This is a genomic window from Citrobacter sp. Marseille-Q6884, assembly GCF_945906775.1.
Classification (GTDB): domain Bacteria; phylum Pseudomonadota; class Gammaproteobacteria; order Enterobacterales; family Enterobacteriaceae; genus Citrobacter.
In genome coordinates this window covers 765,307-791,418 of the sequence record NZ_CAMDRE010000002.1, presented here as the reverse complement: position 1 = coordinate 791,418, position 26,112 = coordinate 765,307, and the positions used below count along the sequence as shown (strand labels likewise).

Sequence of the window (26,112 nt, the reverse complement as noted above, 5' to 3'; positions counted from 1 at the left end):
TTAGGGCAGTGGTGTTGCCAGAGGCGTTTTCTGCAAAAACTCAGCGCACTCCTGCGTCGGGCGATCAACCCGCTGCAGCGTCATTCCGTCATATTCCAGCGTGTTGCCTTCGCGTTCAATCTCATAGAGTTCACGCTTCACCGTCACGTTGGTGAGATCGCCAGAGAGCATCGTCAGTTTCCCCGGCAGCGCAATCACCCGCTGCCATTGGCGACAATCCAGCGTATCGCCCTCTTTCGTCACCACCAGGCTTGCGATCGCCTCCGGGCTGACCAGCTTGCGCTGCGGACCTTTTGACTGCCAGTACCCTTCCAGACCGGCAGGCGCTGGCGTTTTCACCACGTCGTTATAGTTTTCTACCTCGGCACACCCTGTCAGCACCAGAAATGCACCAACGATTGCTAATTTTTTCATCATTCATCCTGCATGCGAAGAAAATGGGATTGTGGCATTAAACCCCTGATGTCGCCAGCCTTTCGGGGGCGCGGAGAAATATTGATCCAGGCAATAATACTTCTTATTACTCATAGTCAAAAATTCTGAACGGTGTAGTATCCACACTTCTTGTTACATACCTTCTGAGTTCAGAGGCAAAACGCATGTCATGGCAACACTTCAAACACGCCTGGTTAATTAAATTTTGGGCGCCAGCCCCTGCAGTCATCGCAGCGGGTATTCTCTCCACTTACTACTTCGGCATTACCGGTACCTTCTGGGCCGTTACCGGCGAATTTACGCGCTGGGGTGGCCAAATCCTGCAGCTGTTTGGCGTTCACGCCGAAGAGTGGGGTTACTACAAACTGATCCACCTGGAAGGCTCTCCGCTCACCCGCATCGACGGCATGATGATCCTTGGCATGTTCGGCGGATGTTTTGCCGCCGCGCTGTGGGCCAACAACGTCAAATTGCGCATGCCCCGTAGCCGGATACGCATTATGCAGGCGATTATCGGTGGGATGATCGCCGGTTTCGGCGCGCGTCTGGCGATGGGCTGTAATCTGGCGGCGTTCTTTACTGGTATTCCGCAGTTCTCTCTGCATGCCTGGTTCTTTGCGCTGGCAACGGCGATAGGATCCTGGTTTGGCGCCCGCTTCACCCTGCTACCGATGTTTCGCATCCCGGTCAAAATGCAGAAGGTGTCTGCCGCATCACCGTTAACGCAAAAACCGGATCAGGCGCGTCGTCGTTTTCGTCTCGGTATGCTGGTGTTCATCGGCATGATCGGCTGGGCGCTGTTGACGGCAATGGATAAACCGAAGCTCGGGCTGGCCATGCTGTTCGGTGTGGGTTTTGGTCTGTTGATTGAACGCGCGCAGATCTGTTTCACTTCGGCTTTTCGCGATCTGTGGATCTCCGGGCGTACCCATATGGCAAAAGCGATCATCTTCGGGATGGCGGTCAGCGCTATCGGTATTTTCAGCTACGTGCAACTGGGCGTCGAACCCAAAATCATGTGGGCCGGTCCAAATGCGGTCATTGGCGGTTTGCTGTTTGGTTTCGGGATCGTGCTGGCTGGCGGGTGTGAAACCGGCTGGATGTATCGTGCGGTAGAAGGCCAGGTGCATTACTGGTGGGTAGGTCTGGGCAACGTTATCGGGTCGACCATTCTGGCTTATTACTGGGATGATTTTGCGCCTGCGCTGGCCACCAGCTGGGATAAAGTCAATCTGCTCAACACCTTTGGTCCGTTGGGCGGTTTGTTAGTGACTTATCTGCTGTTGTTTGTTGCACTGATGCTCATCATCGGCTGGGAAAAACGTTTCTTCCGCCGCGCAGGACTGACGCCTGCTAAGGAAATCGCATGAAAAATATCGTCCCTGACTATCGCCTCGACATGGTGGGTGAACCGTGCCCCTACCCGGCCGTTGCCACGCTTGAAGCCATGCCGCAACTGAAGAAAGGTGAAATTCTGGAAGTGGTGAGTGATTGCCCGCAGTCGATCAATAACATCCCGCTGGATGCGCGTAACCACGGCTATACGGTGCTGGATATTCAGCAGGATGGCCCAACGATTCGCTATCTGATTCAGAAGTAACCGTGTTCTCCCGTTGCGCCTGCAGCGGGAGAATATTCTGGTCACTACACCTGCATGCTCATCATATGACCATGTATTTTTCATAAATGACAAAGATCGTCCAAGAGCGCACCAAATAACAGAAGGTTAGAGTTGTCGAAAACATCAGTCGTCTTAGTTCACCTTAGAGCTAGTGATGTTTTTGTCCCACCCATGTCCCATCACACGCCCCATCTTCGAAAAACACACAAAGCCTTGCAAACCGATGCAAAGCTTTGTGTGTCAGATTTTATCTTCACTCGCCTAGTTCACAGTTGCATATGTAGCCGGTGAAAGTAGATTCAGAAAAAAACGTGGCTATATAATGTTAATTATCATTTTATTCGTAAACACATGTAATTCTTGACGTATAATTAGTTAAATTGTTTCAGCTTTAAATGAAAAGCCACAATTTACCGAGGCGATAGGCACTGTGGTATTGTTGTTATCCATGAATCTAAATAAAGCTTTCCCACTTGCTTTGTCATAATACATCGGTTGGATTCTTCCAACCGTCTGAGAACCAGCAGCACCATCCAAGTGGCTTATTGATATCATTGGGGTGGCAGCACTTGAATTTAATAGCAGACAGGTAACAGAAAGAACATTTGTATTTTCAGCCTGAACAGAATTTATGTTGCTGAAGTTTTGAGATATAGAATAAGCCCCGTTATTAACAATAATAATACCAGCTGCAATGCATTTTAGGCTACCAAATGATGAAACATCTTCAGCTACACAAACATCAGATACTTCAATTGCTCCATCTTCGGCAGTAGCAATACCTATAGATATCCTGACATAAGACGACAGAGAATCACTGAATACCCTAGAACTTCCTGTAACCTCATATCGTTCCCACTGATCAGTCAGAACCCGCTGGCTGTTCACCACGACTGATGCACCATCAGCCACCCAAACGTTTCCATTTCCTCGCGTCGCTCTCGCAAAAAATGAAACCTTATAAACACCATTGGGACTCAGGACTAGATTTTTCTGTATTTGCGCACCGGAACCAGCCACGCCGTCGAACTTTGCAGATCTTCCCCCATTCTGAATAGTAACAGATCCGGTTCCTGATGTTATTTTTTGCCAACAATTTAAATTTGAAATTGGTAAATAATTCATGATTACTCCGTAAAATCTCGAGTCATTTGAATTCCAGCGCCCAACGCGCCGCGATTTGTTAATTCTGCTGTTTTGTTGATGGCTGTAAATAATGTATACACAAGCCCGTTAGATTTAGCCATTGATAATGCGTCGTATATTCTTGAGTAGCTAAGATCGATGTTTAACCCTACTCGCGGCATTGCCTTTACCTGATTAATTACATCTTCAAGATTGTCATTTGGCATTCCGTCATAAATAAGAAGTAACAACTGGGTGTCATTATCACCACTAAGTCTTCGATAATCACCAAGTCGTAATATATTCAGGCACTGGAGGTTTACACGTCCTAGCATATTGTTATTTTTTATTGAGTTATAAATTCCCTGCATTGCTCCGATTGTGGCCTGTGTATTTTTAAGTTCAGCAGTGACCAGATTGCCACGCCTAGAGCATGCACGCATTAATTCTTCCCAGCTCGTTAGCGGAGTCCCCGCATACGGCGTATTATCAAATGCAAGGACTCGTTGCGCCCTAACTTGAGTATATGTCAGGCTAAATATGCTTCCCGTTCCACTCGTCACACCGTCAACCACGGCATTATGTAGCAATATTGCAATATCATCGGATGTAGTACTGATATCTACATCAATCACTGCGTTACGCCCAGAAAGAAGTGTTATTGTAATTAACGAGTTTTCAGCCCCCAGTGCTTTACCACCGCCATGTAAGGAGCTTGTGTGCTTCCCAAATAGGTTGTAATAATTCAATGATAAAATATCATTAGAAATAGTATCTATGTTTTTATCAATATCATCAATGTTATTGAATATTGAGTCTAAGGAATCTCCTACATTAGAATCATTATAACCAACATGATACGCTCCATCTTGTCCACCGATTAGCTGTGAGAATTGATCAGGGTCATAACCAAGCACATTAGAGTAATAGAACTGCTGTACTCCATATGCATCATAAATAGCCATTGAATGGCCCTGTACGGTAACGAACTTTGCAATCTGTCCGCTATATACAGGATACCCGCCAGCGTTGATGATAATCGGCTGGGATACCGGAACATGGCTACCATCTTCATTCTCAAGATATACCTGAATCTGATTAGCAGGGTTAACCGGATCGGTATCAATCTGCCCAATGTAAATTTTCCCATTAGCATTGGCTTTGAATTGGCGAGCGAGAGTGAATAGCTGGCTAGGCATTGATACGACAACATTTGCAGTTATGTCTGACATTTAACTTAGCTCCAGGCGCAAGTAATCCCCACAGTCGAGCTGCGGTAGAATTTGTATATAAAAAAACCCGCCGGAGCGGGTTGTGTTTGATTGGCCGAAAAGTCGGCCGATTAGTAGAAGGCGTTTACTGGCATCTGCTGCATTTCGCTAACGAAAATGCCGAACTTCTTGGCGGTACCTCGGATGATTTCTTCCGGCGTATTACAACCCCCCTTAAGCGTTTCCTCTTGCCCTGTAACAACGTCGCGATAGTTGAGCGTTACGATGTAGCGGAAAACCGGAGGAAGTTGATTGCTCGACGTAACTTCGTATTTCCCAGTCTTGCAGATTGATGGCAGAACCTCTGCTGTTACCCACTTACGGAAAGAGTGAGGGATTGAACCTTTGTTGACTGCATCACGGCAGCGGAGGACCAGAGTGAACATGCCAGACTCGCTGACAATGTTAGCGTCGCCCTGACGCCCTAAGTTGAACTTAGACCGTTCATCATCATCCAAAGATTTCAGCGACATGGACGGATTGCTTAATTTTAGTGCATTACAAACATCCTCAGCTACGAACCATGGCTCACCATTGCGATCGATTACACGAATGGCGCTTTTGCCAAATTTGAAGGTAGTGAAATCAGGCTGTACTTTTGCTATACTTGTCATGTCAATATTTCCTTGCTGGTTTTGTTGATACCGAGGCCCTGACTGTTCGAGCAGTTGGGGCTTCACTGTTTTGGTTCCTTTGCGTTATCCATCATCACTTCTGAAAATGTACGTCCCCCGCTAAACACCTTCTCTTTACCTTGTTGATTACCTGTATTCACCGACTCTCCGTGAACAAAATCAGGATTTAATATTGCCAGCATTAAACCCTCAAAAATCTCCTTGATCGAGATCACATCGCCACCCCCTCACGCTTCAGACTGTCCATTACTCGCTTGTAAATCTCTGAGTTAACAGAGCGACCATTTTCTTCAGCTACCTTCCTAACAATATCTAACGCCTCTTTAGGCCAACGCAGGTTGAACTGCGGATTCTTGCTCATTCCTTTCATATTTTCCTCCTGATTTAGGTCCACCGTGGACCTATTGAGAATATAGTAGAGTGCTTCTATCATGTCAATACTTAAACATGGAGTGATGGCATGGCTAGAGACGACCCACACTTTAACTTCCGTATGCCTTTGGAAGTGAGAGAAAAACTAAAATTCAGAGCGGAAGCAAATGGGCGCTCTATGAATTCCGAGCTGCTAAAAATAGTTGAGGACGCACTATCTGAACCCTCCCCTGTATCTGGCTATCGCGATGACGCTGAGCGCCTTGCTGATGAACAATCAGATGTAGTGAAAAAGATTGTTTTTGATACACTGAAAACCATCTACAGCAAGGGATAAAAAAATGAAAAAAATAGACATCTACAGTGACACGTCAGCATACGTGATAGGTTCACTGGCCGTGATTGCTTTTTTCATTTGGCAGTACCCAGCGTTATCTCCTGGCTGGCGTTTTCTTGGTATTTCTTTGCTATCTCTTGTGGCCGGAATAGCTTTGCAGGTATTGATATTCATTTTTAACGGATGGCGGTCAAGAAGGATAGAAAAGAAACGATCCGCATCGATGTGCAGAACGATTGCTGTTCATGAGGACTCAAAAGATCCAGATGATACCGCTAAATGCTGGAGATACATGATTGCAAGATACTCAAATGATTTACTTTCTAATAGGTTGTCAGACCTAATAGGAGTACTAACATCTTCACTTAGCACCGTCATAGGGATAGGTATTTCCATATGGTACTTTGGAATGATTGCATATTTTGTATGGAATGGTGACTATGGAGAGCCATTTTTGCTTTTTATACCATTATTTTTCAGAGTGTTAGCAATTTTATGTGAGTTGTTCATAGGCTTCATCTGTAATATTTTATTTAATCGATATCCTGGGGAAGCTCGTAGATTCAACAAAAACTATGATGAATTGCGAAAAACAGATCAGTTACTTTCCAGTAAAGAATTTCGTGACTCCATCCATAGTTAAGCCGTCCATGGCTTCAATTACTCGCTCGTCTCATTCATCCCGCTTAGCGAAGTTACAATTCCAGCCCTCGTTAAGCGCTGAAACTCTTCATTGCCAACGGCGTCACGGATTGCTTTAACGGCCACTTTATTAGCCATAAATCTGCGTTCCGCTGCCGCCATCGCATTGGAACTAGCTCCGGCGCGAACACCTTTCGCAGCCTCTTGAATCGCCTTCTCAATGGCGTATCTCCCACTCCTTGTTGCCCCAATCTTTTCAATACCGCCCCTAAGCGCACCGCCAGCAATGGTTCCGGCTATCGAGCCAAGAACTCCACCACCGAACCCACCGGCAACTGCCCCCGAGCTCTGGATTCCCTTAAGCACAGAATTGACAACACTAGGCAATCCTTTTTCCAGTCCTTCTTGAACAGGTACCAGTACGCCTGTTTTTTCCACATAACGCAGTGGCTTCGTTGCCGCCCTGGCTAAGTCACCATAAGCTCTGGCAATCCTTCCAATTTCTGGGGAGTGCTTGCTGATAGCTGCGATGTTTTGCGGAGTTAATATTGATGCAATATTGGAGATACCAGCGGCCTCTGACTTTCCACCGCGGCTTCCTTGTGAAACAGCCTCCTGGAGAATTGATGCAATAGCAGGTGCTCTTTCAGCTTCTGGCAACGCGCCGATCATCTTATGGAACTGCCCGGTACCAGTTTTCGCTGAATTCTGGAGGTGTTTTACGCCATTGTTAACCAATACATCATTTGCCAGGCCTTTACCAAGTGCTGCTTCAGCCTGTTTCTGAGCGGCAAATCTAGCCTTAGAAAGGTCATTTGCAGTAGTCCATTGGTCAATGAATCCGCCATTTTGCGCCATTGCTCGCATGTCTTCTGTAGCGGCATCACGAAGCTCTCCCATACGACGAGCCATGTTTGACTCACCAGATCGGATATACTTTTGCTCGGCATCGGCCAACTTCCCTCTCCATGCCTTCATTGCATCGAACGTGATACCTTTTTTACCTGCTTTGTTATATGCTGATACAAACTGTTTCATCTCTGATGTAATAGGCGTCCCAGCTTCAATATCACCCTGAATCGTGGCATTTGTATTTGACATCCGTGCGCGTGATTCTGGCATTGTTGATCTGACGCTATCCCATGCCGATTTTTCAGTTTCTTTCATGCTGTCAATGCCAGAAAGGACGCGCTGCATAATGGCCCGACTCTTTTCAGATGCACTTCCTACTTCTGAGCCCAAGTCATCAAGGGCAGAATTAAACTTGCTCTGAATTTCACCGAATGCCCTAGTATGCGCATCTTGAGCAACCCCTGGTTTAGATGCCAGAATGCCTTCAGCTTGAGCAATTCCTCGGTTTCCTGAACGCATCCCAGGCGTAAGCGCATTAACATCCACGCCTGCCGTTTCCGCTGCTCTAGCAACGTCATCGGAAATGCCAGCGGCTTGTCCGGATATTGCTTCACGACCGGCACCTGATTTCGCCAAACGGGAAACATCATCAGCAGAATTGATGGCAGAGCTTCCAAGCACCTGAGATTGGCGTGGTGAAAGCAACTTGCCAACTCCAGATAGCACACCTTGAGCACCTAGGTTTATAGCAGCGTTCTTGGCGGTATTTTCTGCAAAGTCACCTTTCTGGTTGGCGGCCTCTGCTAATGAACCAACCGCCATATTTCCAGCATTGCTTACTGCATTGATCGCTCCTGGCGCTTTCTCTGCTACCCCTGCGGCCTTTGCAGCCGTTCCGAATGGAATTAGATAACCACCGACTGTCTCACCAGCCTGAGCATATGGGTCTGTTGGACGGTCAACCGGTCGATATACATCATCAAGCACCTTTGGACCACCTAACCCCTGACTGATGGCATTAATCAGGCTGGCACCGCCTTGCAGCACATCGAACGGGATGTTTACCAGGCCGCGGCCTGCCTGCTCTGCGCTTTGCATCAGCGTTTGCTCTTGCGGCTGACCTGGGTCGTCTAACACAAACCCGTCAGGCAGTCCCATTGATGCCTGTGGCTCATCAAGGGTAAATCCTTCAGGTAATCCTACATTGGCTGCCATTGACCACCTCTGAATACTATTTTTTGACCTGTTTTCTCATTGGTGGCCGTAGCCCCCTCAGTAATGCCGCCTTGAGATGCTGGCTGCTGCTGCCCACCTGATTGCTGCTGATCTTTCTGCGATTTCCGTTGTGAAACATAGGTATCGTATCCACTTGAGCTATAACCCATGGATTCAGCTTCCCTCATCGCTACCTGCTGCAGGACTGAATACTGGCTTTTTATCTCCTCTAATTGTTTTTTAACCACATCTTCTGGCTGGGTAATATCAAGTACCGATATGAGATTTTGTAGCTTTTTCCCCTCTGCGTTTGAAAGCTGCCCAAGCCCCCTCATGGTTTGCACGTTCTGAACGAAGGCACCAGATTTCAGCTCTTCTATGGCGTTTCTATTCGCCAAGCCTTCTGCTGATGTAGTTGCATCAGGCATTCTTCCCGCATACCTGCCGATACCCTCAAATGACTTCTTGTCCAAAAAGTCATTAACTTTCTCAATTCCCCTCTCCCCTGAAATAAGGGACTCATTAAACCTTCCATTCCCTTGAAGCCAATTATTGGCCGCCTTGATTCGTGCGCCGGTTGCTGGCTTGCCGGTTAAAGGATCAACTCCAGTAGAGGCGATTTTAGAGTTTAAAGCCAGGGTGTCCATATCCTGAACGTCGCCGTATTTTTTAAGCGCTGCTTGTGACTGCCTGTATACGTATTTATCGTGATTCAGGCGGGCCATCTGAGCGCCATATGACATATTCTGCCCGCGTGCCTGCAGTGACTCTCCGGCTCGATTACTGCGGGCGGTTTCGTCAATCTTCTGCTGATTCTGCTGAACATCTACCTGCTTCTCAATAGGCATCGTTGCGTACATTGACGCTTTCAACAGGGAGCCGAATTGCTTTGGGTCTGACTGGTAGAGTTGCCAAGCCTCATCAGCAGGGACATTCATCGAGGCAAGCGCCGGCTTTGCTGCCTGAATAGCTTGCTGCATTATTTGCGGATTTCCAGATGAGTAAGCCACAGAGAGATTGTTCAGAGCTTTGTTGACAAAAGTCGAATGCTCTGCATCCTGAATCCCAATTTCCTTCTGTATGACATCAGCAAATTCAGGGTATTGCTTACGTAGAGTTGGTAAATCCTCTGGGCGTGCATTCTGTAGTGCAGAATAAGCGCTGTTCTGTCGTTCTTTCGCCGCAGCAGCATCCGCCATTTCCTGAGAACTCTGGCGGATTCCTTGAATTGCACGACCTGCAGTCAACCCCTGAAGCAACGCCCTGCCAGTTGATGCAGAGTAATCAATCGGTTCAACAACCATCATTCACCTCAGATATTTAGAAGAAGCCAGAGGCCACGCCACCAATTTGCATCAGCGAGTTGAAGCCAGATTGCGCCTTACCTGCTTTTGACGCGCCAATCTGGGCCATGTTATTGCCATAGGCACTGGAGTAATCTCCAGCGGCGGCGTTGTTAGCACCTGCAGCTGACAGGCCGACGTTAGTCAGACCTAAAAGTTGCCCATACATATTATTCTGCTGATTGGTCATCATGTTCAGGTAGTTCTGTCCGAGTTGCGGCGCGATTGAACCGAGTAAATTACCCGTTGCCGTAGAGCCGAGACCTCCTGTTGCCTGTGCGGAGCGTAGAATGCTATTGCGAGCCTGATCTTCCTGCATCCGGTATTCTGGAGATGAAAAGTAATTAGACAAAGATAGATTTCTGTCGATTGGCTGACCAGCAATCCCCTGCAATCCCTTTAATCCAGAAAGACCAGCATTCAGGAATGGCTCATTTGTTTTTTTCTGATCCTGATAGATATTCCACGCCATTTGGTTGGAATCTCTCGCCGCACCAACCTGAGCGTCTGCGGCTTTATTGGCCCCGGTAATGCCGCCAACGACAGAATTTAGTGCTTTGCCGACAAAGCTCATACGTACCTCACCATTTTAATTACGTTTGTTACGGTTCCATCGAGACGAGCGCCATCAAATTCGCATTCGTGCTCGAATCCCATTTTTCTTGCCAGGTTAGAGACGCGCCTGTATTGCTCTTCGATAAGCGCGTGAATTTCACGGTTACCGATTAATGCCAGCACATTAGAAACAGCATCCCGGCATCGGTGGCGTTCACCCGGTTTCATTGCCATGTGCAGGTCTACGTGGTCACCAAAATCCATACAGACGAAGACGCCGACGCCGTTCCACAGCAGATGGTCACCTTCAACGAGGGGAAACGATGGGACACCCCACAGGCGCATTAATCCCTGCCCGGTGAGAGCATCAATTTTTGTGAACATGGGATTACCTAGTTGATTAGTCCGTGTGTTCTCAGGGCCTGCTCAAGCGCCAGGGTGCGCTGACGTTCAGCGATTAGCGCTGTGGCGATGGCCTGAACTTCTGCCTGTGAATATGCCGCGCCTACCGGGAGCGCCTGGTCAGCATTGAATGCAGCCTTATTCGGCGTGCCGGTTCCTGCCGTCCATCCTGTTTGACGCGGGCCAATCACTTTCACGCCATCGACTGAGAGTGAAGTCGTAATACCCAGCGACGACAGAAGCGCCTGCGCTGCGGTTGCCGACTTCGAGACGTAGTCAGCCTGGATATCTGAGATATCATCTTCGGCCTGGGTGATTCTGGTGTCGTGATCGGCGAGCGTGTCTTCAATGCTGACCACTTCAGCGAGCAGGTAGTCAACATCGCTTCTCAGCGTGACTATCTGCCCTTCTGCCGTGGTAACGCGAACCTCAATCAGCTGGATGGCGTAGGTGTTGCCGGTGATGCGCCCTTCATGGTCTGCCAGTTCGACGTTTTGCTGTGCGTTCTCGTCCAGTGCATCCTGCGCCCCTGACCCTGCTGCGTTAGCCTTTTTGGCGACATTCGCTATGTCTCCCGCCTGCCCGAGAATCCACTGTTGATAAGCTGGGGAGAGTCCAGGCGGAAGAGATGACGCAGAGATTATCATTGTCCGGATCTGCACCGGTGTATTGAGGTCTGCCATTACTCAGCCCTCACCGAACAGCCTGACAACGTCACCGGGGATTTGGTGATCACCCTGAACTTGAAGCCGATATTTTTACGGATGCGCCCAATACGCCGCCACAACACGCGCTTGTCATAAACAAACGGCGCGTTCTGCTCAATCATCTTCTCCCTGCCATAGTTGATGCCGTCTGCGGTGGCTGACAGGAATAGCCGGTCTGCATACTGCGCCACGCCTGTGGCTGACTCCAGCTCAAGGTCGAACAGCCTTGCATTGTCCGCCTTGATGAGTGGTGTGTAGAGCAGGTGTTCCTGCTGATTGCCATACTGGCTGGAGATATCAAACTGCAGTTCACCCTTCAACGACGCTGACTTATCTCCGCAGATGATGGCATTTCCTTCGTACATGAAATCGATGGCGCGGTAGACGTCGTCACCCAGCCCAGTTTTCAGCACAGACCATTGCGGCCCGTTCTGGCTGGCTGACGCGTCATATACCAGGACGTGGCGGGGCAGATGGACGATCAGCAATTCATGCGCATCAAACCTCAGTGACTCCATCACGCCGGTAGCCAGTTCGCTGGCCGTATAACCACGCAGCACCTTCTCAATATGCGCGGTCGCAATCGGCCTGGCCTTCCCTGAGTCGGCAATATAGATGGATGGCGCACCGGTTGCCGGATTGCTGATGATTGCGTGCGAGTCCAGATAAGGGCATTTACAGAACATGCCAGCAATGCCTTTCGGCACCATATAAGCCGGGTTAGCGGCATAAATCGCACCGGTACGCCCGTCATTCCCGGTCAACGAGAAATACTCAATCGTCGTCGAGCCGAAGCAGACAATGAAATCTCCCCACGTTCCTATTCCGATTATCCCGTCCGGCTGCGATTCGGCCCGCATCATGGCAGCGTATTTGTCGGGGTGAACCTCGTCATCAAGGTCAGAGATAAACCAGGAGTCAGTGCCCGCCTTAGTCCACGCATAGTTACCGCGTGACTGGCAGATATCCCCGGCGCTGCCGAGCTCGTACTGAGTGTATCCACTCGATACGGGCCAGTTGGCGACGATGCGGACGGTACCATCATAGCGATACTGAACTACCTGACCGCCAGTCACTACCGCCTGACTCGTTCGGCTATGGGCCATTGGAACGCGACCAGAGCCTGCGACATCACCAACCACCGAATCACCCTTGTAGAGCTTACCACCCATAACGCGATATACGGCGCTCTGAGAGGTGTTGTACTGCGCCCCACGAGACGCACCGGCAACATCAGATCGCTTCGCTATGCCCGGGAAGGAGCGCAAATATCCCGACGCGTTGAGGACTTCCTTCGGCGTCGCCAGCATATTGACCGGCAGATAGTCGATGTAGTCGGCGTTCCGGTAGTCTTTACCCGTTCCCTTCATCAGAGGAAGTTGCTGGATCGGCATTTCGACACCTCAAGTGGTTGGATCATCACCCTCGATGTAAAACCGATTCCAGGTGAACGTGTTTTTATTGCCAGCACCGCGCGGCATGTCGTTGCGACGCTCAAGCGATGGGACTTTGGTCAGCGCAATGCAGATGGTTTGATATGCGCCATCAGCAGCCGTAAGAAGGGCATCAGAAGGTTGAATGACGTTATCCATGCAGACCTGCACCGCCAGTTTCAGCGAGACTCCATCGTAGGCCCATGACGGTATGCCGGAGTCATCATCAGGAAGCGGTTGGACGTCATTGGCGGCATCAGCGAACAGATAGCCAAGGTCGATTCCTTTCGCCTGCCACTGCGCCATCATGTCTTCGAGGTCGTTTACGGCGTCTTCAATTGCCTGCGGGTCTGCATCAGTTAACGTGGCATTGGAATAAAGCCCGGCTTTGCGCAGGGCCTTGAGTACCAGATCACCCTTTGTTTTCGCCATCATCTGCCGCCTTTGGTTTTGGCCCTGGCTTCTTCTTCGCTACTGGCTCTGGCTCTGGCTCTGGCTCTGGCTCTGGCAGGACAGTATCGTCTGGATGCTTCACCCAGCCTTTATCCAGATGCTCATCCACATCGCCTTCATCAACAATAATGTAATCCAGCGAGTGAGGGCCGCAGGTTATCATCGAGCCAAGCTTATAAAGCATTATTTGAGACATTGCGTTCTCCCAAAAAAGAAGGGGCCGAAGCCCCTTAGATTACTGGTTAGCCAGTACTAGGCCGGTAAACTCTGGAACCAATACACTTGCGCCAGCCAGCGTGGTGAATCGCGTCCACGTCTTACCTGCTTTGGCATCGAACTGGTAAGCCATGATGATGGTCGCCCCCTGCTCGGTAGTTGCCGTCATAACCTGCGGGCCCTGCCCGGTCGGGAATGCCAGCTTGCCGTACATCAGCTCAACTGAACCCTCAGCGAAGAAGATGTTGGAAGCCGCAGCCTTCTTGTTGAGGATGGTGATCGCCGCGTTATTTGCCGGATTAGCGGTAACGTTCTGATAAGGAATGGATGGCGCGTCAGCGTTATTTGGCGGAAGAATTTTCGGGCTAATGGTGACGGTTGTGCCGTTTTTAGCCAGAACACGGAATACCTGCAACTGACCTGTATCCACCTTCTTGATCATGTGAACGCTATTAACACCTGCGATAGTGAACGCATCACCTACATCCAGTACACCCGCAGCGGATACGGTAATATCTCCCTGACGGTTATCCGTTGGTGCGCCGTTGGAGTCCATCGCGGTAACCTTATGCGCTACTGCGCCACCAAGAGTTACGGCGGTGGCAGAACCTGCCTTCATCGCGCCAGCGTAATCAACACGGAAGCTGTCGAAGGATGCCACAGGTGGGATCTGAGCTTTCTCATACGCCGTCAGCGTTGCACCAACTGCATATGCGCGAGAGCCCAGCTCTTTAGCCAGGTCTTTGTAGTTGAACGGGTTGTAGAACGCTTTGCGCTGCCCCCCCTGCGGCACACCAATAGAGAGCATCATTGCGTCAATGCCTGCAGATGCGTTCCAGAGGTCTTCGCCGAGAGTATTGCCGGTTGATGCCGAACCAATGGTGACCATGTTGGTAGCGCGGGCGGCCACCTCATCGACGATCAGGTTATCAACCCACGCTGCCAGCTGACGACCCGCCGCTTTACCAGCTTGCTCCTTATGCCATGAATCGCGCATTTCTTTTGCGTCCAGCTCGTAGATAACGTTCTCTGGCTCACGGAAGCGAGCAGGTACCTGACGCTGAACGAGTGAGTTTGCTGTGGCCGCAGTCAGATCAAGGCCGCTCACGGTTTTCAGGTGGTAGCCCTGAGGGCGATAAACAACGTCGCCTGCGCGTTGCATTTCGGTGTCTCCCGGGCGGAACTTGCTGCACTCACGAGATACTACGTTTGATGCCTCAAATCCATCAATGACGTTTTCAAAGAGGATTTCAAGGTCTTTAGTTAACTGACTGGACATACTTTTTTAGCTCCGATGGATTATTTTTTAGCTTTATTCTTCGCCGCTCGGTATGCGGTGTAATCACCGGTGGCGCGCGCTTTTTCGAGAAGTTTGTCGAGATTATTAATTGCAGCGCCGTTGATCCCTTTAACCTCAGGAGTAGTAGCGGCTGTTGTTTTTGCTTTAGGCATGATTTTGGCCTTTGATTCGATTTGACCGAGAAGGCGACCAATTGCTACGGGGCTGGTAGCGTCTGCCAGTTGTTTGCGCAGATCCGGGTTGCGACCGAGGGCGAGAATAACCATCTCTGGCTTGTCTGATTCCATCAGGATCATGTTCTGAGTCTGCACAGGAAGTTCATCAATAACGGACTGTTCAGCTTCCTGATAGCCAGCCACTTTCAGAGACTTAACTCGTTGCTGGTAACTGGATAGCTTGTCCTGATAAACGCGCTGTAACTCCTGTTCCTGATGCTGTCGGCGATGTTCCTGTTGCAGGTATTCACCGTTCTCCTTTGCCCATTTAGTCATGCGTTCCTGATAGACGGCTTCGTCGTACCCGATGTCGTCGTCATCAAGCTTTGGCATGCGCGGTGCCTGGGTAATCACTGGTTGCTGAGCGGCTGGCTGCTGAGTCTGTCGACGAAGCTCTTTCAGTTCGCGTTCTTTCTCTTTAATCGTGCCGCGCAGGTGCTTAACCAGTGCCGGATCTTTCGTTTCTTCGCTGGCCGGCGAGTCCAGCTTTTCATCACCGAAATAGAACTCTTGCTCCGAATCTTCATCGCCATTAGTTTCACCGTCACCATTCTCATGGTTATCAGCTTCACCATTGTCAGTGTCGTTTTCAGTTTCGACATCACCTGGAGTTTTCTCAGGCGCGTCGTTGTCGATTTCCACTTCTGGTGCGTTTTCTTCTGCCGTTCCGTACATAAATACCCCTGTTTACTCGATGCTTTTGCCCATCGGAGGCAATAGGATGCCCGGCCTCATAAAGACGACCATGGCGAGATAGGTTTGATTACTGCTGCTGTGGTGGTTGCTGCTGTTGTGCTGCGTTCTGAAGGACGCTCGTCACGTCCATGCGCTGCGAATGTCCCTGAGCCTGACCTTTCAGTACTAGTTCGGCATCAGCACGGGCATTGTCTCCGCTCTGCTGCTGGAACTGACCTAATAATTTCAGTGCCTCACGAACATCTGCTTTCTTCTGGCTGTCTGCTGAAGCGAGGATTTCAACCACTTTTGCGGCGGCAACCTGCGCATCTGTTTGTGCTTTGTAAGCCTGAACCTGAATCGACATTTGCTCATTCTGTGCCTTTTGCAGTTCTGCCTGACCCTGCATGAGAACGCCCTGAGCCTGAACCATCGCAGGGTCTGGCTGATTTTGCTGCTGCGACTGAGCCTGTGCCACCATCTGTTGTTCTTCTGGTGTTCGTGGTTTGATAACGCCAGATAGCAACAACTGATTGCGGTTGTACTCTTTCAGGTCGTCAATACCTTCCCCGTCCATGTTGTCGAGAATCATCGAGGAAACGAGGTCGTGCTTCGGCGTGCCAGGAGGGATAAGTGACAGCATATCAAGCAGGGATTTAACCGTCGCATCGCGGCGAGTAGAGAACGACTGGCCTACATCAACCGTCACCTCATACTTGCCCTGAGACAGGTCGTTAAGCGCCACCTCTTCGCCAGACTGCCGGTCGATCACCGCGCCATTCATCAGCGCTACGTCATCAGTTCCGTCATCATTAACGATACGCATTGGTGTATCGCTGCCGTATACCTCACGAGCCATGGATAGCCACACTACGCCAGCGCGGCGCATGGATTTCGCCATGTTGTCCATGTAGATATAGGACTGTGTATCCATCCGGTTAAAGATGCTGTCCACGGTGTCGGTGGCGACGTTGCTCGGCATATTCTCAAGCTGCGATGCGCCAGTGATTTGCTGGATAGCAGTTCCTGTGTATTGCAGAAGCCCTGCCAGCGCCGGTGGCATTTGCGTGGGTGGAGTATAGCTGCTGACCTGCGCCTGCGCGGTGATATCGCCGTTTTTGTTCTTCAGGCTTACCATTGGCAGGTATGCCGGACGCTTCTTGTTTCTCTCTGCCCAGTGATCAGACAGCGGGCTAGGAATCATGTCCACGTCCACTACCGGGATGCCGTCACCGCCAGCCTGCGTGGCATTGTCAGCAATCATGGAAACCATAAGGTTCTCCAGTCGCTGAGCATCCATCGCTTTAGCTGCGTGGCCTTCGATGCGCTCCTGGTTATCGACGAATGACCGGCGACCATAGACGGGGATTAGCGGGATGTGCTCACCAGGGATGCGCTCTGGCTCTTTCAGCCATTCAGCGCCGGATAGCAGCCCGCAGTAAACGCGACGGCGCTTAACCTCGCGCTCGCCAAGCATCTCAAACTCACCGTCTTTCAGTTCATCCTCGATGTCTTTGATCTGCTCATCGTCGTATATAGCCGTGGCACTGGTGACCGGATTGCGCCATGCACTGAGCTTGGCCTTCTCGATCCGCACTTCGTAGTAACGCCCGACATAGATGGCATCAGGAGTTGACCAGTCATACTGCGTGCCGGAGTCATCTTTGCTCAGGCTGGCGGCGATTGATTCAGGATATTCAGCCTCAAACGCTTTCGGGGTCATGGAGAACATCTCCATTGCCCACATCGCATCAGAGCGGTCGTACTGCTTGCTGTCCTGATCGAAGAATACGCAGGTTGCCGGGTCGTAAACTGGCAGCAGACTAACGCGGCGCTGCTCGTTGCTCGGGTCCATCTCGTCTTCGTAATCAGCGCACATTCGCCAGCACCCGAACCCACCGGTTACCGCGTCATCGAAAGCGTTATCGCAAGCCTCGCCTCCGGATGTTTCCTGATAGTCGGCGCGGAACTTGCCATTCATCTTCTCAGCCAGCGCCTCGGATGCCTGGCTATCTTTAGGCCGAAATCGAACGCTGATACGGTTCTGTCGGTACTCGCCAATGATACGGTCACACTCACGAGCAATCTTGTTCAGTTCGAAGCGCGGGTAATGCTCAAAGCGCCCCTCATCGAATGAGTAGCCTGCGTTGGTGCTCCCTTCCCACTGCGCACCGGATACCCTGACAAATCGTTGAGCCTCGATGATCTGCTCACGCATATCCTGCGTCGCTGACCAGGCGTTATCGAAGTTGCATAGTGCCTTACGATGCCAGTCATCCATCTTTTTATCGTCTGCCATCATCCAACTCCGCAGGGTATGTTGTAGTTTGAGTAGTCATTGAATTTCGGCCTGCCAATATCACCGTAACGGATGGAGAACCGGCGCATCATGTATGCGTAGCGGGTGGCGTCCATCAGGTCGTCGCGGATCTTCACGATGCGGCCTTTTTCGTCACGGTGGTAGAAGTTGTATTCCTCGAACCAGTCACGCAGACCGCGGAATACTTTCAGTCGCCCAGAGCGCATTAGGTCGTACAACTCGAACAGGCCAGCCTCAACTGAGTTGCTGCCGTCTTCCCAGGTAGCGCGGTCAGGCAACATGTCGAAGCCGGCCTCCTCGTAATACGTCTTCTGCTGGAGCCCTGATCCTTTCTCCGTTTGCAGGCCGTCGTGCGGCCACGCTGTCGGTATGCCATTCGCCCACATCTTGGTGGCGAACCACGCCTCAGCTGGTGATGTCTGCTTGGCCTTGTATGCGCGGGTCAGGTAGAACTTATCTTCATCCCTGTCCCAGGCTAACTGGACGTGCGCCTGTGGGTGATCCCAACCGAAGTCCATGCCGTCGATAACAAACCAGTGATCGGGGATTGGGAACGGGTCGCAGGTGATAAGTTCTTCGCTGGCATCATAAATCCGGCCATGCCCAAGCATTGGTATACCCTTGGTTCGCATATCTCTCTGGTGCGGAGGGAATGATGCTAGCAATTCTTCTTTGACCCGGTCGCTAAGGTGAGGTGCGTCGTCCCAGCCTACATTCATGCAATGCTGTGCAGATGAAGGAGAATCCATAAACTGGATAACCAACTCTGTGCGCCCGTTCTCTGGCGTAAAAGTCAGAATGCCACGCCCGCCATTGCCTGAGTCGCCAGTTGCGGTTCGCGTCAGCACCTGGGGGTAAATGGTCGGATCCTTTGGCTCTTCGTCAATGTGGAACCAGTCGACGGCGTCACCCATCAATGCATGCTGTCCTTGTGAATACGACCAGAACTGAATCTTGGAGACGCCACCTGATTTATGTTTCACATACACCGAACGCATGGCATTGGCAGTTCCCTGCATGATTTCAGTGCCGGTGATCAGTTCACCTGGTATTAGCCCACCTTCCCATCCCTTATCCGTCTTACGGCCAATTAGAGGGGTTTGAAGTAAGTCACGGCATTTTTCACCTGAATACCCAAGGCACCAGATCAGGGGAGCATGCGTAAACCTATGACCTGCCCAGTCATCTGGATAATCTCCAATAGCATGAATGGCATCAATGAATGTTGCAGTGTCAGTTTTACCAACTCGGTTAGCGGCGATCAGCGCAACCTGTGAAAAGTTTGCGGTGTGGGAAATAAATTTCTTTTGCCAGTCATAGCGCGTCGCATAGTAATCGCGATACCTATAGACGTGCTGGCGTCGCTTTTGTTCTTCTAAAAGCTGAACCAACTCAAGCTTTTGCTCCCGCGTCAGATTTTCCATTCATTAGCTCCTGAATGCGCCGCGTTAGCTCGTCGTCAGTTTTATCTTTGAGGGGGATATTTTTACCTGCATCAGGGTTATCTAGCCCATAGGCCTGTCGCTCAAGTGCGATAAGGTTTTTCAGGCTATCAGCTAAATCCTTCATGGCTTTCACCCTGCCAGGTAAACTAATGATCTTGTGGTAAAGGTCATTTAGCTTATCCATTCCCTTATCATCTTCTCGCCTTAGCAACTCACCAAGCTGCTCAAGAGCCGGAACGTCAGAGCATTCAGCATCAAGCTCATTCAGCAACGCATTAGTTAGCGCCCGAGCCTTTCGTATATCGCCTCGATGCTCCATGCGAACATTAGCGATAACCTCCGCATTGGCTTCGACAATCTGCTTTTCTGAAATTGAGTTTCCGGTGGAAACCTTAGTGGAAACCTCGCGCTTGGAAACCAAGGCATCAGCTTTGGCATTAATCTTTGCGTTTAGATCTCGCTCCCACCCTTCACCTTTTGCCCGCTTGTTTATGGCGGTATGAGATATTCCCTGGCTTGATGCAATTTCTCTTACAGAAAGAACACCGGCCCGGTAATCAACCTCAATCCTTTCCCAGTCCGGTTTCTGCATAATTATTTTCCTTTCTTTTTCTTACCGGCCTTGCTCATAGCAATTGCGACCGCCTGGTCTTTTGGCTTATTTTCTTGTACAATTAGCTTCTTGATATTTCAGCTAATCGTCTTTTTATCACTACCTTTCGATAAGGGCATAAATCACCTATGGGTTATTTAAAAACTGGATCTGAATTGCCGTGTCAACATTGCGGAAAGATTGTTTACGTACCTAAAAATAGACTTGAGTCTTTTAAATACTGCTCTCGCTCATGTCTGGCGCATGCAGCTAAGGTGCAGGTAATAGCGAACTGCGTGACGTGCGGAAATGAGTTTAGTCACATATCATCCCGCTCAAACAAAGCAAAATATTGCTCAAGATCTTGTTACTACAAAGCGATGAACAAGAAAGGGACGGTTGAGAAAAAATGTCTTTTTTGCAATGAGACTTTTTTCACATCACCCAGCGCCGATAAAGATTGCTGCAGTAAGCAATGCTCTTTTGATTACCGGGTAATGGGGAGTGAATCACCAGCATCATTTACAACAGCAAGAAAATGGATGCTTGTTAGGGGCATGTTAAATAAGTGTCACGATTGCGGATATGATGAAGAGCCAAGAATAATTGGAGTTCATCATGATGACGAAAACAGACTTAACAATCACCCTAGTAATCTGATTCCGTTATGCCCAAATTGCCATTCATTGAGGCATATGAAGCACACTCCGCACGCACCAAACTCCACCACCAAGCCCACTTAGTGGGCTTTAATTTCGGTTGCGATGTTCTCACCGATAACTTTTTTGCTTCGACCTTTTTTAAGTGTCATTTAATCTTTCCCCACAATGATGTATGGCAGTTGGTCGATGGTGAATGAATCGACATTGCCGCCTGAGTAGCAATCCATCTCAATCGCTACCCGTACAGCATCACGAGCGTCTTTACCGCATCGCATTGCAGCTCTGGCAATTAATCCACCAGAACCTATGGCGTAAGGCTCAACCTGAAGCGAAATATTTGCCCGGGTATCACCTTCTTTTTTACTAATTACATACGCTCGACCGTGGCCAATAATAGCTATGGCAGAGAATCCGAAGGTTGGGAGAAACTCAGTGGCATATGTCAGGCCATTCGTCATGAGTTCTTGCAGTTCCATTTCAGCTCCGCAATCACCAGAGCACCCAACGGCAACGATCTTGTCTCCGTACACTTCCCATCCTGATGATGGAGCAGTGTAAATCTTCTGCTCACTGAGAGAGCAAACGACATCACCAGTTGAAGCCTGGGTGTCAGATGCCAATGTCTTTCCGTCCCATGCAACAGTGGTCATATCATGCTCCGGTAGTGAAAAGGCCCAACGCTTCTTTCGATTTGCGCACAGCCTCAATCGTTCGAGTAGTGACATCTGAATTCGCGCCGCCTGCCTGAAAGTGGATTTTGAACAACTCCAGTTTCAATTGGTCAGTCCCGATAAAGGAGAAAGCTTCTTCAGCGGCCGCATTCTGGCTCATGACCAGCTTGTAAATTTCTAACTTGAATTTCTGTTCGTCAGTCATGGTATTTAGCTCTGCCATTGTTGGCTCCGGTTGTTGTATTGCATCGACTTACAGAAATGTCGATGACCAGATGAAGAATGCGAATCCTGACGCTGCGATAACAAGCGCAGATGCGATGTAGAAAAAGTGGTGTATGAGGGTGATTATTCTGTCAGCCAGCGTTGGCTTTATCTCAGGATGATTGAGAACGTCATCGCGTATGAGTGATATTCCGTAGAGCAATGTTACTTCGCGCTCTCGCTTTCTCACCTCTTACCTCAGGCACTGCGTCTTGATGTAGTCCTGCAGATATTCGACCTGCTTAGTCACTGTGGCAATTCGCTCTCTGAGGGTGAAATAATCCCGTTGAGCGGAGTCTGTAAGTCGGGGGCCGGAAGCATCGCCCAGGCTGCCGGTGCCGGTCGCTCCGTTCGTGGGACATTTTGCGTTGACGCGCAACCCACACTTGCCATCACGAACGCAACGCTGCAAATCATCAAGCTGCTTTTTCGCATCAGCTAAGTCCTGAGTGTATTTGGTATCCAGAGCAGCAACATCACGCTGGCGGGTCTGCATGTCGGTGATAGTGTCGTTAGCCATATTCAGCGCCTTAGTTTTCTCGTCGCGCTGTTTCTTGTATTCGGAGGCGTTATCGCGGTAGTGATTAACAGCCCAGCCAAGCGACACGATGATGCAGACGACAACGGCAATGATGATTGCGGTTAACCGGCTCATTTCTGCCCCCACTCGCAGACTTCACGCTCAATTTCACGCCGGGTAATCAATCCTTTCCAGACAACGCCACCGGCTTTATTCCATCGCTTTAACTGTTCGCATGCACCTTGGATGTCACCCTGGTTGATTTTGCGTAGCAGTGTGGATGTTTTGAAGTTGCCAGCGCCGACGTTGTAGACAAATGAGTAAAGCGCCCCTCGAGTCGTTTCTGGAATGGGAACCTTAATGTACGGGTTAATCTGACGCGCCACGGTGTTCAGGTCTTTATCAAGCAGCGCCTGACACTCGGATTTTGTGTAGGTCTTGCCGAGGATAATGTCTTTGCCGGCATGACCCCAGCACACGGTCCACACCCCAACAACATCCTGATACGGCTCGTATCGGATGCCTTCGAGTCCATCATTACCATTCGGACCGGTGATCAGCACAGAAGCTATAGCAATAGCCCCGCCACCAATGGCACCAAGTACGCTGTTCCGCAATGCTGGAGACATTATTCACCTCGTGCGGCTTTACGCCGATCCTCTCTGATTTTGAAATAGAGATTTGTCAGATACGTCAGAAGGCCAAACACCAGACTTCCAATGACACCAATTGCCGCCCATTGTGATGGAGACACACGATCTGTTAGCTGCAACAACCAGTAGCCGGTGTTGGTGGCTGAAGCTCCATAGGCGATGCCCGTTGTTAGTTTGTCCATTCGATACATGCTCTCACCTCGCGTAATTAGCGGGTGCTGTGTCGTAGAGAGAAGCGCCTCACCCATTGCGTTCAAGGAGTAAGTGGTTAGCTGTATGGATGGGCGCGAATAAAAAAGCCCACGGCGAAGTGGGCAAGATGAGGGTAGTGCGTTGAGCTTTCGCTCTTATGGTCCTGGTAGGGATTTGGTGCAATAAAAAAGGCCGCCTAAGCGACCTGTTTGATATTCAGAATGGCCATTGCGGATTATCAAGAAAATCAAAAAAAGAACCATATTTTTGAGGTTCATTTTCCTTTCTTGCCCGTTCAGCCGCAGCCTTGTAATAAGACATTGGCCTTTTCACGCCATCAGTACCAGTGATGTACTCAACACCTTCCTTCGTGTCATTACCTGCTGAAAACATAACTACCTCTGGCTTCATGTCTGTATAGGTTAAACGCAAATACGGCAACCTACACTAAATATAATGCTCATTTGTTCATTGGAATGCAAGCACGTTGTGAACATTTTTTGCAACTTTCCTCACACTTTCACGACCGTTGAAAGCATTTTGCAGCGGTTGATACAAACAGAACAACGCTGCATTGATGGTTTCTTTCACTTCTCTGCGAGTAGTAGAAAGGCTCGGGCGCTTGTACTGGTTACCGGCGCGGGTCTTCATCAGGCGTGGTTTGCTGACAGCATGCTGCCATGAGGCGATCCGTATCTCGCTGGAGTTGCAGACGTAGTAAGCGAAAATTACCCGCCACGCGTTTTCATCGACGTTCTTCAGGTAATGACGCAGCACTGCATCAATCAGCATGCCATCATCATCACTACACATCGGTCGGCTGGATTGTTGCCCTTCGACTGTCGCCATGAAATTGGCGATCATGTTAATCATCGATTTGTCGATTTTACCGGTCTGAGCCCACGCGCCCCAAAGGTGAAGCCAGTTATCTATCCAGCGATGTTGATCTGCAGTTAGTTCCAGTTTCATGCTGACGGCCCCTTGTTCATGTTTGCGCGGTTGATGATTTCACGGCGTAATTCGTTGTTCCGATCGATGCGTTTCTGAAGTTCTGCTGTCTCAACATCCAGACGGGCTATTTCGCTTCTTGCGTAAGGAGTCAGCCTGGTAGCACGCTCTACTGACGAGCGCTGATAGTTGTCGATATCGGTGCGGGTCATGACTTATCCTCTCTCGCGTTGCCTGCATACAGAGCAATTATTTCTTCTTTGGTTAGGCCTTTTCTGGCGTGGTGGTAGAACGACGAAATGGGGATGCCTAAATCTCTCATCCATTCTGTCGTAAGCTTCGTCTCGCCTTGGAAGGTGATGAATTTACGCTGGTCCTTTCTATCTGAAAGGATCTCCTCGGCGCTCCAACCTGCGGCATGTCGATTTTTTAGGAGTGAATATGGCTGATTGAGTTTCTTTGCCCACTGAGTCAAGCTCATGCGCAAGCCATCGTGCTCTATCCAGATGGTTCTGCTTGTATTGTTCTGCTGCTGCTCCGCTGTCTCCCATCTGCAATTTTCAGGACAATAATCTTTATCGTTATCAATGCGCCCAATTGAGAAATCAGGTCCTGGAATATCTCCCATGTCTTCATAGAAGTTCTCAAAGTTTTTCCAACGTTCGCAGACCTTAATCCCTCTTCCGCCGTAGTTTTTATATCTAGCAACCTTTTGGTTATCACAACGTCGACACATGCGAGACCAGGTCATATAAATAGGGGATTTTGAAAGGCCATGCGTTGCCCGCTCTTTGGCCTTCTCTCTGGAAAGACAGCCACAACTTTTTGACTTACCGCTCTCAATATTTCGCGCGAGGAAAAGCCGTTCAACGCCACATTCGCACCGGCAGAAATGGTAAATATCGCCATTTTTTCGTACGCAAGGATCCACGACAGTTAATCTGTTGAACTTCTGCCCAGACGTGACAGATAATTTCCTCTTAATCATTGAGGATCTCCTTGAGTTTCTTACGGTAGGTTTGACGGATTTCCGCTAGTGAATCTTTTGTGTACTTCACTACTCGGCTGTCTGATTCGAGGTCCAACACTCTCTGAAGGCCAATTTTTTTGATAAGCCCAGACCTATACTCTGTGATTGAACCTGACTTATGAACGTTGCATGCGGCGCATTGGCTGGAGCAATTATCTTCATTGAACCGAAGCTGAGATGCTGCAGCTGTCGTTCTGTAGTGACCAGCGTGGTAACTGATGGCGGTTTTGCTGCCACAGCTAATGCAAACCTTCCCATCTCTGGCCCTGATGTAGTCATTGAAAACGCGCTGAGTAATGCTGATCCAGTGGCTGAGAGGTTTAAGTGCGGCTTTCCTAACCTTCAGCTCACGGCGTTCCTGCTGCGCCTCCTGCTTGCGCTTGCGCTCGGCTGCCAGTTTCTTCTTGGCTAACAGGAGTTGGCTGTACTCGAAGCCATGCTCAGGACAGCACCACCATACGTTGTCGTAGATAGCGGTGAATTTGGTCTTGCAGATTTTGCAGCTGCGGCTGGTTGGTTTACGCATTGCGATCACCCCACTGCTTAGCCCATTCAATTTCAATGCGTGACTTGTCGCTGAATTTGACGTTCTGCTGAGTGCCGAACCAGTAGATTGCCTCGATGACTTCTACCATCTGGCGCACAGTCATCTTGCTGGTACGTTGACCGAACATCACAATTCCGCCATCCAGACCTGGAGCCATTCGTTGCTCCTGCTTATTGGACTTTGCGACCATTGCGGTTATCAAATCTTTCCAGTCGTCTGAGTCGTATTTGTTTCCAAACCAGAGAACCTGATCGGAGAGGTCTTTCAGCAGAGGCCATAATTTACGGTTTTGCTGAGCAGTGCGGGTCATCTCTTTGATGTCGAGAATCAGTGGACGCTTAGCGTCGACCGGCAACTCACGAATGTAGTTGATGGCGTTCTGCTTTACGGATTCGTTTACGAGGTGGAATTGTTGCTTCATACGCCACCTACGAGAGGTAACGCAGAATGCAGAAAATCGCAGG

33 protein-coding genes and 2 pseudogenes are annotated in these 26,112 nt (G+C 49.7%); 4 read left to right on the top strand and 31 right to left on the bottom strand.

Going from position 1 to position 26,112, the window contains the following annotated elements; genetic code table 11:
- Positions 1–414, bottom strand: coding sequence for a lipoprotein YedD (gene yedD / locus N7268_RS18925; RefSeq protein WP_198905376.1), 414 nt, complete (start codon positions 412–414; stop codon positions 1–3).
- 185 nt (positions 415–599) lie between these two features.
- Here yedD and yedE point away from each other — a divergent pair, with 185 nt between their 5' ends.
- Both yedE and yedF read left to right on the top strand, forming a co-directional pair.
- A complete protein-coding gene (gene yedE / locus N7268_RS18920) occupies positions 600–1,805 on the top strand; it encodes a selenium metabolism membrane protein YedE/FdhT (RefSeq protein ID WP_260864059.1) in 1,206 nt (401 codons plus the stop codon).
- Entirely contained in the window at positions 1,802–2,035 is a 234-nt protein-coding gene (gene yedF / locus N7268_RS18915) for a sulfurtransferase-like selenium metabolism protein YedF (protein WP_000790504.1), read from the top strand. Before yedE ends, yedF begins: the two co-directional genes overlap by 4 nt.
- A gap of 396 nt (positions 2,036–2,431) precedes the next feature.
- Here the strand turns inward: yedF and N7268_RS18910 are convergent, their stop codons facing one another.
- The 6 genes and pseudogenes from N7268_RS18910 to N7268_RS18890 all read right to left on the bottom strand — a co-directional run bounded on the left by N7268_RS18910 (position 2,432) and on the right by N7268_RS18890 (position 5,457).
- Positions 2,432–3,181: a hypothetical protein gene (locus N7268_RS18910; protein ID WP_260864058.1), complete on the bottom strand. Its 750-nt coding sequence runs from the start codon at positions 3,179–3,181 to the stop codon at positions 2,432–2,434.
- Positions 3,182–3,183: 2 nt separating this feature from the next.
- Positions 3,184–3,993, bottom strand: coding sequence for a glycerophosphodiester phosphodiesterase (locus N7268_RS25240; RefSeq protein WP_409929222.1), 810 nt, complete (start codon positions 3,991–3,993; stop codon positions 3,184–3,186).
- Between the two features lie 36 nt (positions 3,994–4,029).
- Positions 4,030–4,413 (bottom strand): annotated as a pseudogene (locus tag N7268_RS18905) (phage head-binding domain-containing protein); the annotation flags it as partial.
- Between the two features lie 308 nt (positions 4,414–4,721).
- Positions 4,722–5,066 (bottom strand): annotated as a pseudogene (locus N7268_RS18900) (Bro-N domain-containing protein); the annotation flags it as partial.
- 62 nt (positions 5,067–5,128) lie between these two features.
- On the bottom strand, positions 5,129–5,302 hold the full coding sequence (locus N7268_RS18895; RefSeq protein WP_260864057.1) for a hypothetical protein: 174 nt from the start codon (positions 5,300–5,302) through the stop codon (positions 5,129–5,131).
- On the bottom strand, positions 5,299–5,457 hold the full coding sequence (locus tag N7268_RS18890) for an Arc family DNA-binding protein (protein WP_260864056.1): 159 nt from the start codon (positions 5,455–5,457) through the stop codon (positions 5,299–5,301). The genes N7268_RS18895 and N7268_RS18890 overlap by 4 nt, the downstream gene beginning before the upstream one ends.
- 90 nt (positions 5,458–5,547) lie before the next feature.
- Between N7268_RS18890 and N7268_RS18885 the strand changes: the two genes are divergently transcribed.
- Both N7268_RS18885 and N7268_RS18880 read left to right on the top strand, forming a co-directional pair.
- Positions 5,548–5,796, top strand: coding sequence for an Arc family DNA-binding protein (locus N7268_RS18885; RefSeq protein ID WP_260864055.1), 249 nt, complete (start codon positions 5,548–5,550; stop codon positions 5,794–5,796).
- A gap of 4 nt (positions 5,797–5,800) precedes the next feature.
- Positions 5,801–6,439, top strand: a complete 639-nt coding sequence (locus N7268_RS18880) for a hypothetical protein (protein WP_260864054.1) — start codon at positions 5,801–5,803, stop codon at positions 6,437–6,439.
- A gap of 17 nt (positions 6,440–6,456) precedes the next feature.
- Here the strand turns inward: N7268_RS18880 and N7268_RS18875 are convergent, their stop codons facing one another.
- The 24 genes from N7268_RS18875 to N7268_RS18760 form a co-directional block, all read right to left on the bottom strand.
- Positions 6,457–8,448 (bottom strand): DNA transfer protein, encoded by a 1,992-nt coding sequence (locus N7268_RS18875; protein ID WP_409929221.1) that lies wholly within the window; start codon positions 8,446–8,448, stop codon positions 6,457–6,459.
- A gap of 41 nt (positions 8,449–8,489) precedes the next feature.
- Positions 8,490–9,809 (bottom strand): DNA transfer protein, encoded by a 1,320-nt coding sequence (locus tag N7268_RS18870; RefSeq protein ID WP_260864052.1) that lies wholly within the window; start codon positions 9,807–9,809, stop codon positions 8,490–8,492.
- Between the two features lie 16 nt (positions 9,810–9,825).
- Entirely contained in the window at positions 9,826–10,422 is a 597-nt protein-coding gene (locus N7268_RS18865; protein WP_260864051.1) for a DNA transfer protein, read from the bottom strand.
- Positions 10,419–10,787, bottom strand: coding sequence for a hypothetical protein (locus N7268_RS18860; protein ID WP_260864050.1), 369 nt, complete (start codon positions 10,785–10,787; stop codon positions 10,419–10,421). The genes N7268_RS18865 and N7268_RS18860 overlap by 4 nt, the downstream gene beginning before the upstream one ends.
- Positions 10,788–10,795: 8 nt before the next feature.
- The gene (locus tag N7268_RS18855) at positions 10,796–11,488 is read right to left on the bottom strand and encodes a phage tail protein (RefSeq protein ID WP_260864049.1); all 693 of its coding nucleotides are present in this window, start codon (positions 11,486–11,488) and stop codon (positions 10,796–10,798) included.
- Positions 11,488–12,906 carry a packaged DNA stabilization protein gp10 gene (locus N7268_RS18850; RefSeq protein WP_260864048.1) on the bottom strand — a complete coding sequence of 473 codons (1,419 nt, stop codon included), beginning with the start codon at positions 12,904–12,906 and terminating at the stop codon, positions 11,488–11,490. The genes N7268_RS18855 and N7268_RS18850 overlap by 1 nt, the downstream gene beginning before the upstream one ends.
- A 9-nt stretch (positions 12,907–12,915) precedes the next feature.
- Complete coding sequence (locus N7268_RS18845) at positions 12,916–13,377, bottom strand: packaged DNA stabilization gp4 family protein (protein ID WP_077250018.1); 462 nt, start codon at positions 13,375–13,377, stop codon at positions 12,916–12,918.
- The gene (locus tag N7268_RS18840) at positions 13,358–13,594 is read right to left on the bottom strand and encodes a hypothetical protein (RefSeq protein WP_260864047.1); all 237 of its coding nucleotides are present in this window, start codon (positions 13,592–13,594) and stop codon (positions 13,358–13,360) included. Before N7268_RS18840 ends, N7268_RS18845 begins: the two co-directional genes overlap by 20 nt.
- A 39-nt stretch (positions 13,595–13,633) precedes the next feature.
- The gene (locus N7268_RS18835; protein WP_260864046.1) at positions 13,634–14,893 is read right to left on the bottom strand and encodes a P22 phage major capsid protein family protein; all 1,260 of its coding nucleotides are present in this window, start codon (positions 14,891–14,893) and stop codon (positions 13,634–13,636) included.
- A 20-nt stretch (positions 14,894–14,913) separates the two neighbouring features.
- A complete protein-coding gene (locus N7268_RS18830; protein ID WP_260864045.1) occupies positions 14,914–15,804 on the bottom strand; it encodes a scaffolding protein in 891 nt (296 codons plus the stop codon).
- Positions 15,805–15,892: 88 nt separating this feature from the next.
- On the bottom strand, positions 15,893–18,106 hold the full coding sequence (locus N7268_RS18825; RefSeq protein WP_409929206.1) for a portal protein: 2,214 nt from the start codon (positions 18,104–18,106) through the stop codon (positions 15,893–15,895).
- Entirely contained in the window at positions 18,103–19,548 is a 1,446-nt protein-coding gene (locus N7268_RS18820; RefSeq protein ID WP_260864043.1) for a terminase large subunit, read from the bottom strand. Before N7268_RS18820 ends, N7268_RS18825 begins: the two co-directional genes overlap by 4 nt.
- Positions 19,517–20,161 carry a hypothetical protein gene (locus N7268_RS18815; protein ID WP_047415030.1) on the bottom strand — a complete coding sequence of 215 codons (645 nt, stop codon included), beginning with the start codon at positions 20,159–20,161 and terminating at the stop codon, positions 19,517–19,519. The genes N7268_RS18820 and N7268_RS18815 overlap by 32 nt, the downstream gene beginning before the upstream one ends.
- A gap of 811 nt (positions 20,162–20,972) precedes the next feature.
- Positions 20,973–21,473, bottom strand: a complete 501-nt coding sequence (locus N7268_RS18810; protein ID WP_260864042.1) for a hypothetical protein — start codon at positions 21,471–21,473, stop codon at positions 20,973–20,975.
- A gap of 1 nt (position 21,474) precedes the next feature.
- Positions 21,475–21,717 carry a DUF2560 family protein gene (locus N7268_RS18805; RefSeq protein ID WP_260864041.1) on the bottom strand — a complete coding sequence of 81 codons (243 nt, stop codon included), beginning with the start codon at positions 21,715–21,717 and terminating at the stop codon, positions 21,475–21,477.
- Between the two features lie 234 nt (positions 21,718–21,951).
- The gene (locus N7268_RS18800; protein ID WP_260864040.1) at positions 21,952–22,413 is read right to left on the bottom strand and encodes a lysis protein; all 462 of its coding nucleotides are present in this window, start codon (positions 22,411–22,413) and stop codon (positions 21,952–21,954) included.
- Positions 22,410–22,907 carry a lysozyme gene (locus N7268_RS18795; protein ID WP_260864039.1) on the bottom strand — a complete coding sequence of 166 codons (498 nt, stop codon included), beginning with the start codon at positions 22,905–22,907 and terminating at the stop codon, positions 22,410–22,412. Before N7268_RS18795 ends, N7268_RS18800 begins: the two co-directional genes overlap by 4 nt.
- Positions 22,907–23,122 (bottom strand): class II holin family protein, encoded by a 216-nt coding sequence (locus N7268_RS18790; protein WP_260864038.1) that lies wholly within the window; start codon positions 23,120–23,122, stop codon positions 22,907–22,909. Before N7268_RS18790 ends, N7268_RS18795 begins: the two co-directional genes overlap by 1 nt.
- Before the next feature lie 217 nt (positions 23,123–23,339).
- A complete protein-coding gene (locus N7268_RS18785) occupies positions 23,340–23,516 on the bottom strand; it encodes a hypothetical protein (protein ID WP_260864037.1) in 177 nt (58 codons plus the stop codon).
- 75 nt (positions 23,517–23,591) lie between these two features.
- A complete protein-coding gene (locus tag N7268_RS18780; RefSeq protein WP_260864036.1) occupies positions 23,592–24,092 on the bottom strand; it encodes an antiterminator Q family protein in 501 nt (166 codons plus the stop codon).
- Positions 24,089–24,283 (bottom strand): hypothetical protein, encoded by a 195-nt coding sequence (locus tag N7268_RS18775; protein ID WP_172750825.1) that lies wholly within the window; start codon positions 24,281–24,283, stop codon positions 24,089–24,091. Before N7268_RS18775 ends, N7268_RS18780 begins: the two co-directional genes overlap by 4 nt.
- The gene (locus N7268_RS18770; RefSeq protein WP_260864035.1) at positions 24,280–25,059 is read right to left on the bottom strand and encodes a hypothetical protein; all 780 of its coding nucleotides are present in this window, start codon (positions 25,057–25,059) and stop codon (positions 24,280–24,282) included. Before N7268_RS18770 ends, N7268_RS18775 begins: the two co-directional genes overlap by 4 nt.
- On the bottom strand, positions 25,052–25,627 hold the full coding sequence (locus N7268_RS18765) for a recombination protein NinG (protein ID WP_260864034.1): 576 nt from the start codon (positions 25,625–25,627) through the stop codon (positions 25,052–25,054). The genes N7268_RS18770 and N7268_RS18765 overlap by 8 nt, the downstream gene beginning before the upstream one ends.
- Positions 25,620–26,069 (bottom strand): recombination protein NinB, encoded by a 450-nt coding sequence (locus tag N7268_RS18760; RefSeq protein ID WP_260864033.1) that lies wholly within the window; start codon positions 26,067–26,069, stop codon positions 25,620–25,622. Before N7268_RS18760 ends, N7268_RS18765 begins: the two co-directional genes overlap by 8 nt.
- Between the last annotated feature and the right edge of the window lie 43 nt (positions 26,070–26,112).

Excerpts from the sequence above, each read along its gene's own strand:
- yedD (WP_198905376.1), bottom strand. The coding sequence starts at position 414 with ATGAAAAAATTAGCAATCGTTGGTGCATTTCTGGTGCTGACAGGGTGT.
- yedE (WP_260864059.1), top strand. The coding sequence starts at position 600 with ATGTCATGGCAACACTTCAAACACGCCTGGTTAATTAAATTTTGGGCG.
- yedF (WP_000790504.1), top strand. The coding sequence starts at position 1,802 with ATGAAAAATATCGTCCCTGACTATCGCCTCGACATGGTGGGTGAACCG.
- N7268_RS18910 (WP_260864058.1), bottom strand. The coding sequence starts at position 3,181 with ATGAATTATTTACCAATTTCAAATTTAAATTGTTGGCAAAAAATAACA.
- N7268_RS18890 (WP_260864056.1), bottom strand. The coding sequence starts at position 5,457 with ATGAAAGGAATGAGCAAGAATCCGCAGTTCAACCTGCGTTGGCCTAAA.
- N7268_RS18885 (WP_260864055.1), top strand. The coding sequence starts at position 5,548 with ATGGCTAGAGACGACCCACACTTTAACTTCCGTATGCCTTTGGAAGTG.
- N7268_RS18880 (WP_260864054.1), top strand. The coding sequence starts at position 5,801 with ATGAAAAAAATAGACATCTACAGTGACACGTCAGCATACGTGATAGGT.
- N7268_RS18875 (WP_409929221.1), bottom strand. The coding sequence starts at position 8,448 with ATGGGACTGCCTGACGGGTTTGTGTTAGACGACCCAGGTCAGCCGCAA.
- N7268_RS18870 (WP_260864052.1), bottom strand. The coding sequence starts at position 9,809 with ATGGTTGTTGAACCGATTGATTACTCTGCATCAACTGGCAGGGCGTTG.
- N7268_RS18865 (WP_260864051.1), bottom strand. The coding sequence starts at position 10,422 with ATGAGCTTTGTCGGCAAAGCACTAAATTCTGTCGTTGGCGGCATTACC.
- N7268_RS18860 (WP_260864050.1), bottom strand. The coding sequence starts at position 10,787 with ATGTTCACAAAAATTGATGCTCTCACCGGGCAGGGATTAATGCGCCTG.
- N7268_RS18855 (WP_260864049.1), bottom strand. The coding sequence starts at position 11,488 with ATGGCAGACCTCAATACACCGGTGCAGATCCGGACAATGATAATCTCT.
- N7268_RS18850 (WP_260864048.1), bottom strand. The coding sequence starts at position 12,906 with ATGCCGATCCAGCAACTTCCTCTGATGAAGGGAACGGGTAAAGACTAC.
- N7268_RS18845 (WP_077250018.1), bottom strand. The coding sequence starts at position 13,377 with ATGGCGAAAACAAAGGGTGATCTGGTACTCAAGGCCCTGCGCAAAGCC.
- N7268_RS18840 (WP_260864047.1), bottom strand. The coding sequence starts at position 13,594 with ATGTCTCAAATAATGCTTTATAAGCTTGGCTCGATGATAACCTGCGGC.
- N7268_RS18835 (WP_260864046.1), bottom strand. The coding sequence starts at position 14,893 with ATGTCCAGTCAGTTAACTAAAGACCTTGAAATCCTCTTTGAAAACGTC.
- N7268_RS18830 (WP_260864045.1), bottom strand. The coding sequence starts at position 15,804 with ATGTACGGAACGGCAGAAGAAAACGCACCAGAAGTGGAAATCGACAAC.
- N7268_RS18825 (WP_409929206.1), bottom strand. The coding sequence starts at position 18,106 with ATGATGGCAGACGATAAAAAGATGGATGACTGGCATCGTAAGGCACTA.
- N7268_RS18820 (WP_260864043.1), bottom strand. The coding sequence starts at position 19,548 with ATGGAAAATCTGACGCGGGAGCAAAAGCTTGAGTTGGTTCAGCTTTTA.
- N7268_RS18815 (WP_047415030.1), bottom strand. The coding sequence starts at position 20,161 with ATGCAGAAACCGGACTGGGAAAGGATTGAGGTTGATTACCGGGCCGGT.
- N7268_RS18810 (WP_260864042.1), bottom strand. The coding sequence starts at position 21,473 with ATGACCACTGTTGCATGGGACGGAAAGACATTGGCATCTGACACCCAG.
- N7268_RS18805 (WP_260864041.1), bottom strand. The coding sequence starts at position 21,717 with ATGGCAGAGCTAAATACCATGACTGACGAACAGAAATTCAAGTTAGAA.
- N7268_RS18800 (WP_260864040.1), bottom strand. The coding sequence starts at position 22,413 with ATGAGCCGGTTAACCGCAATCATCATTGCCGTTGTCGTCTGCATCATC.
- N7268_RS18795 (WP_260864039.1), bottom strand. The coding sequence starts at position 22,907 with ATGTCTCCAGCATTGCGGAACAGCGTACTTGGTGCCATTGGTGGCGGG.
- N7268_RS18790 (WP_260864038.1), bottom strand. The coding sequence starts at position 23,122 with ATGTATCGAATGGACAAACTAACAACGGGCATCGCCTATGGAGCTTCA.
- N7268_RS18785 (WP_260864037.1), bottom strand. The coding sequence starts at position 23,516 with ATGTTTTCAGCAGGTAATGACACGAAGGAAGGTGTTGAGTACATCACT.
- N7268_RS18780 (WP_260864036.1), bottom strand. The coding sequence starts at position 24,092 with ATGAAACTGGAACTAACTGCAGATCAACATCGCTGGATAGATAACTGG.
- N7268_RS18775 (WP_172750825.1), bottom strand. The coding sequence starts at position 24,283 with ATGACCCGCACCGATATCGACAACTATCAGCGCTCGTCAGTAGAGCGT.
- N7268_RS18770 (WP_260864035.1), bottom strand. The coding sequence starts at position 25,059 with ATGATTAAGAGGAAATTATCTGTCACGTCTGGGCAGAAGTTCAACAGA.
- N7268_RS18765 (WP_260864034.1), bottom strand. The coding sequence starts at position 25,627 with ATGCGTAAACCAACCAGCCGCAGCTGCAAAATCTGCAAGACCAAATTC.
- N7268_RS18760 (WP_260864033.1), bottom strand. The coding sequence starts at position 26,069 with ATGAAGCAACAATTCCACCTCGTAAACGAATCCGTAAAGCAGAACGCC.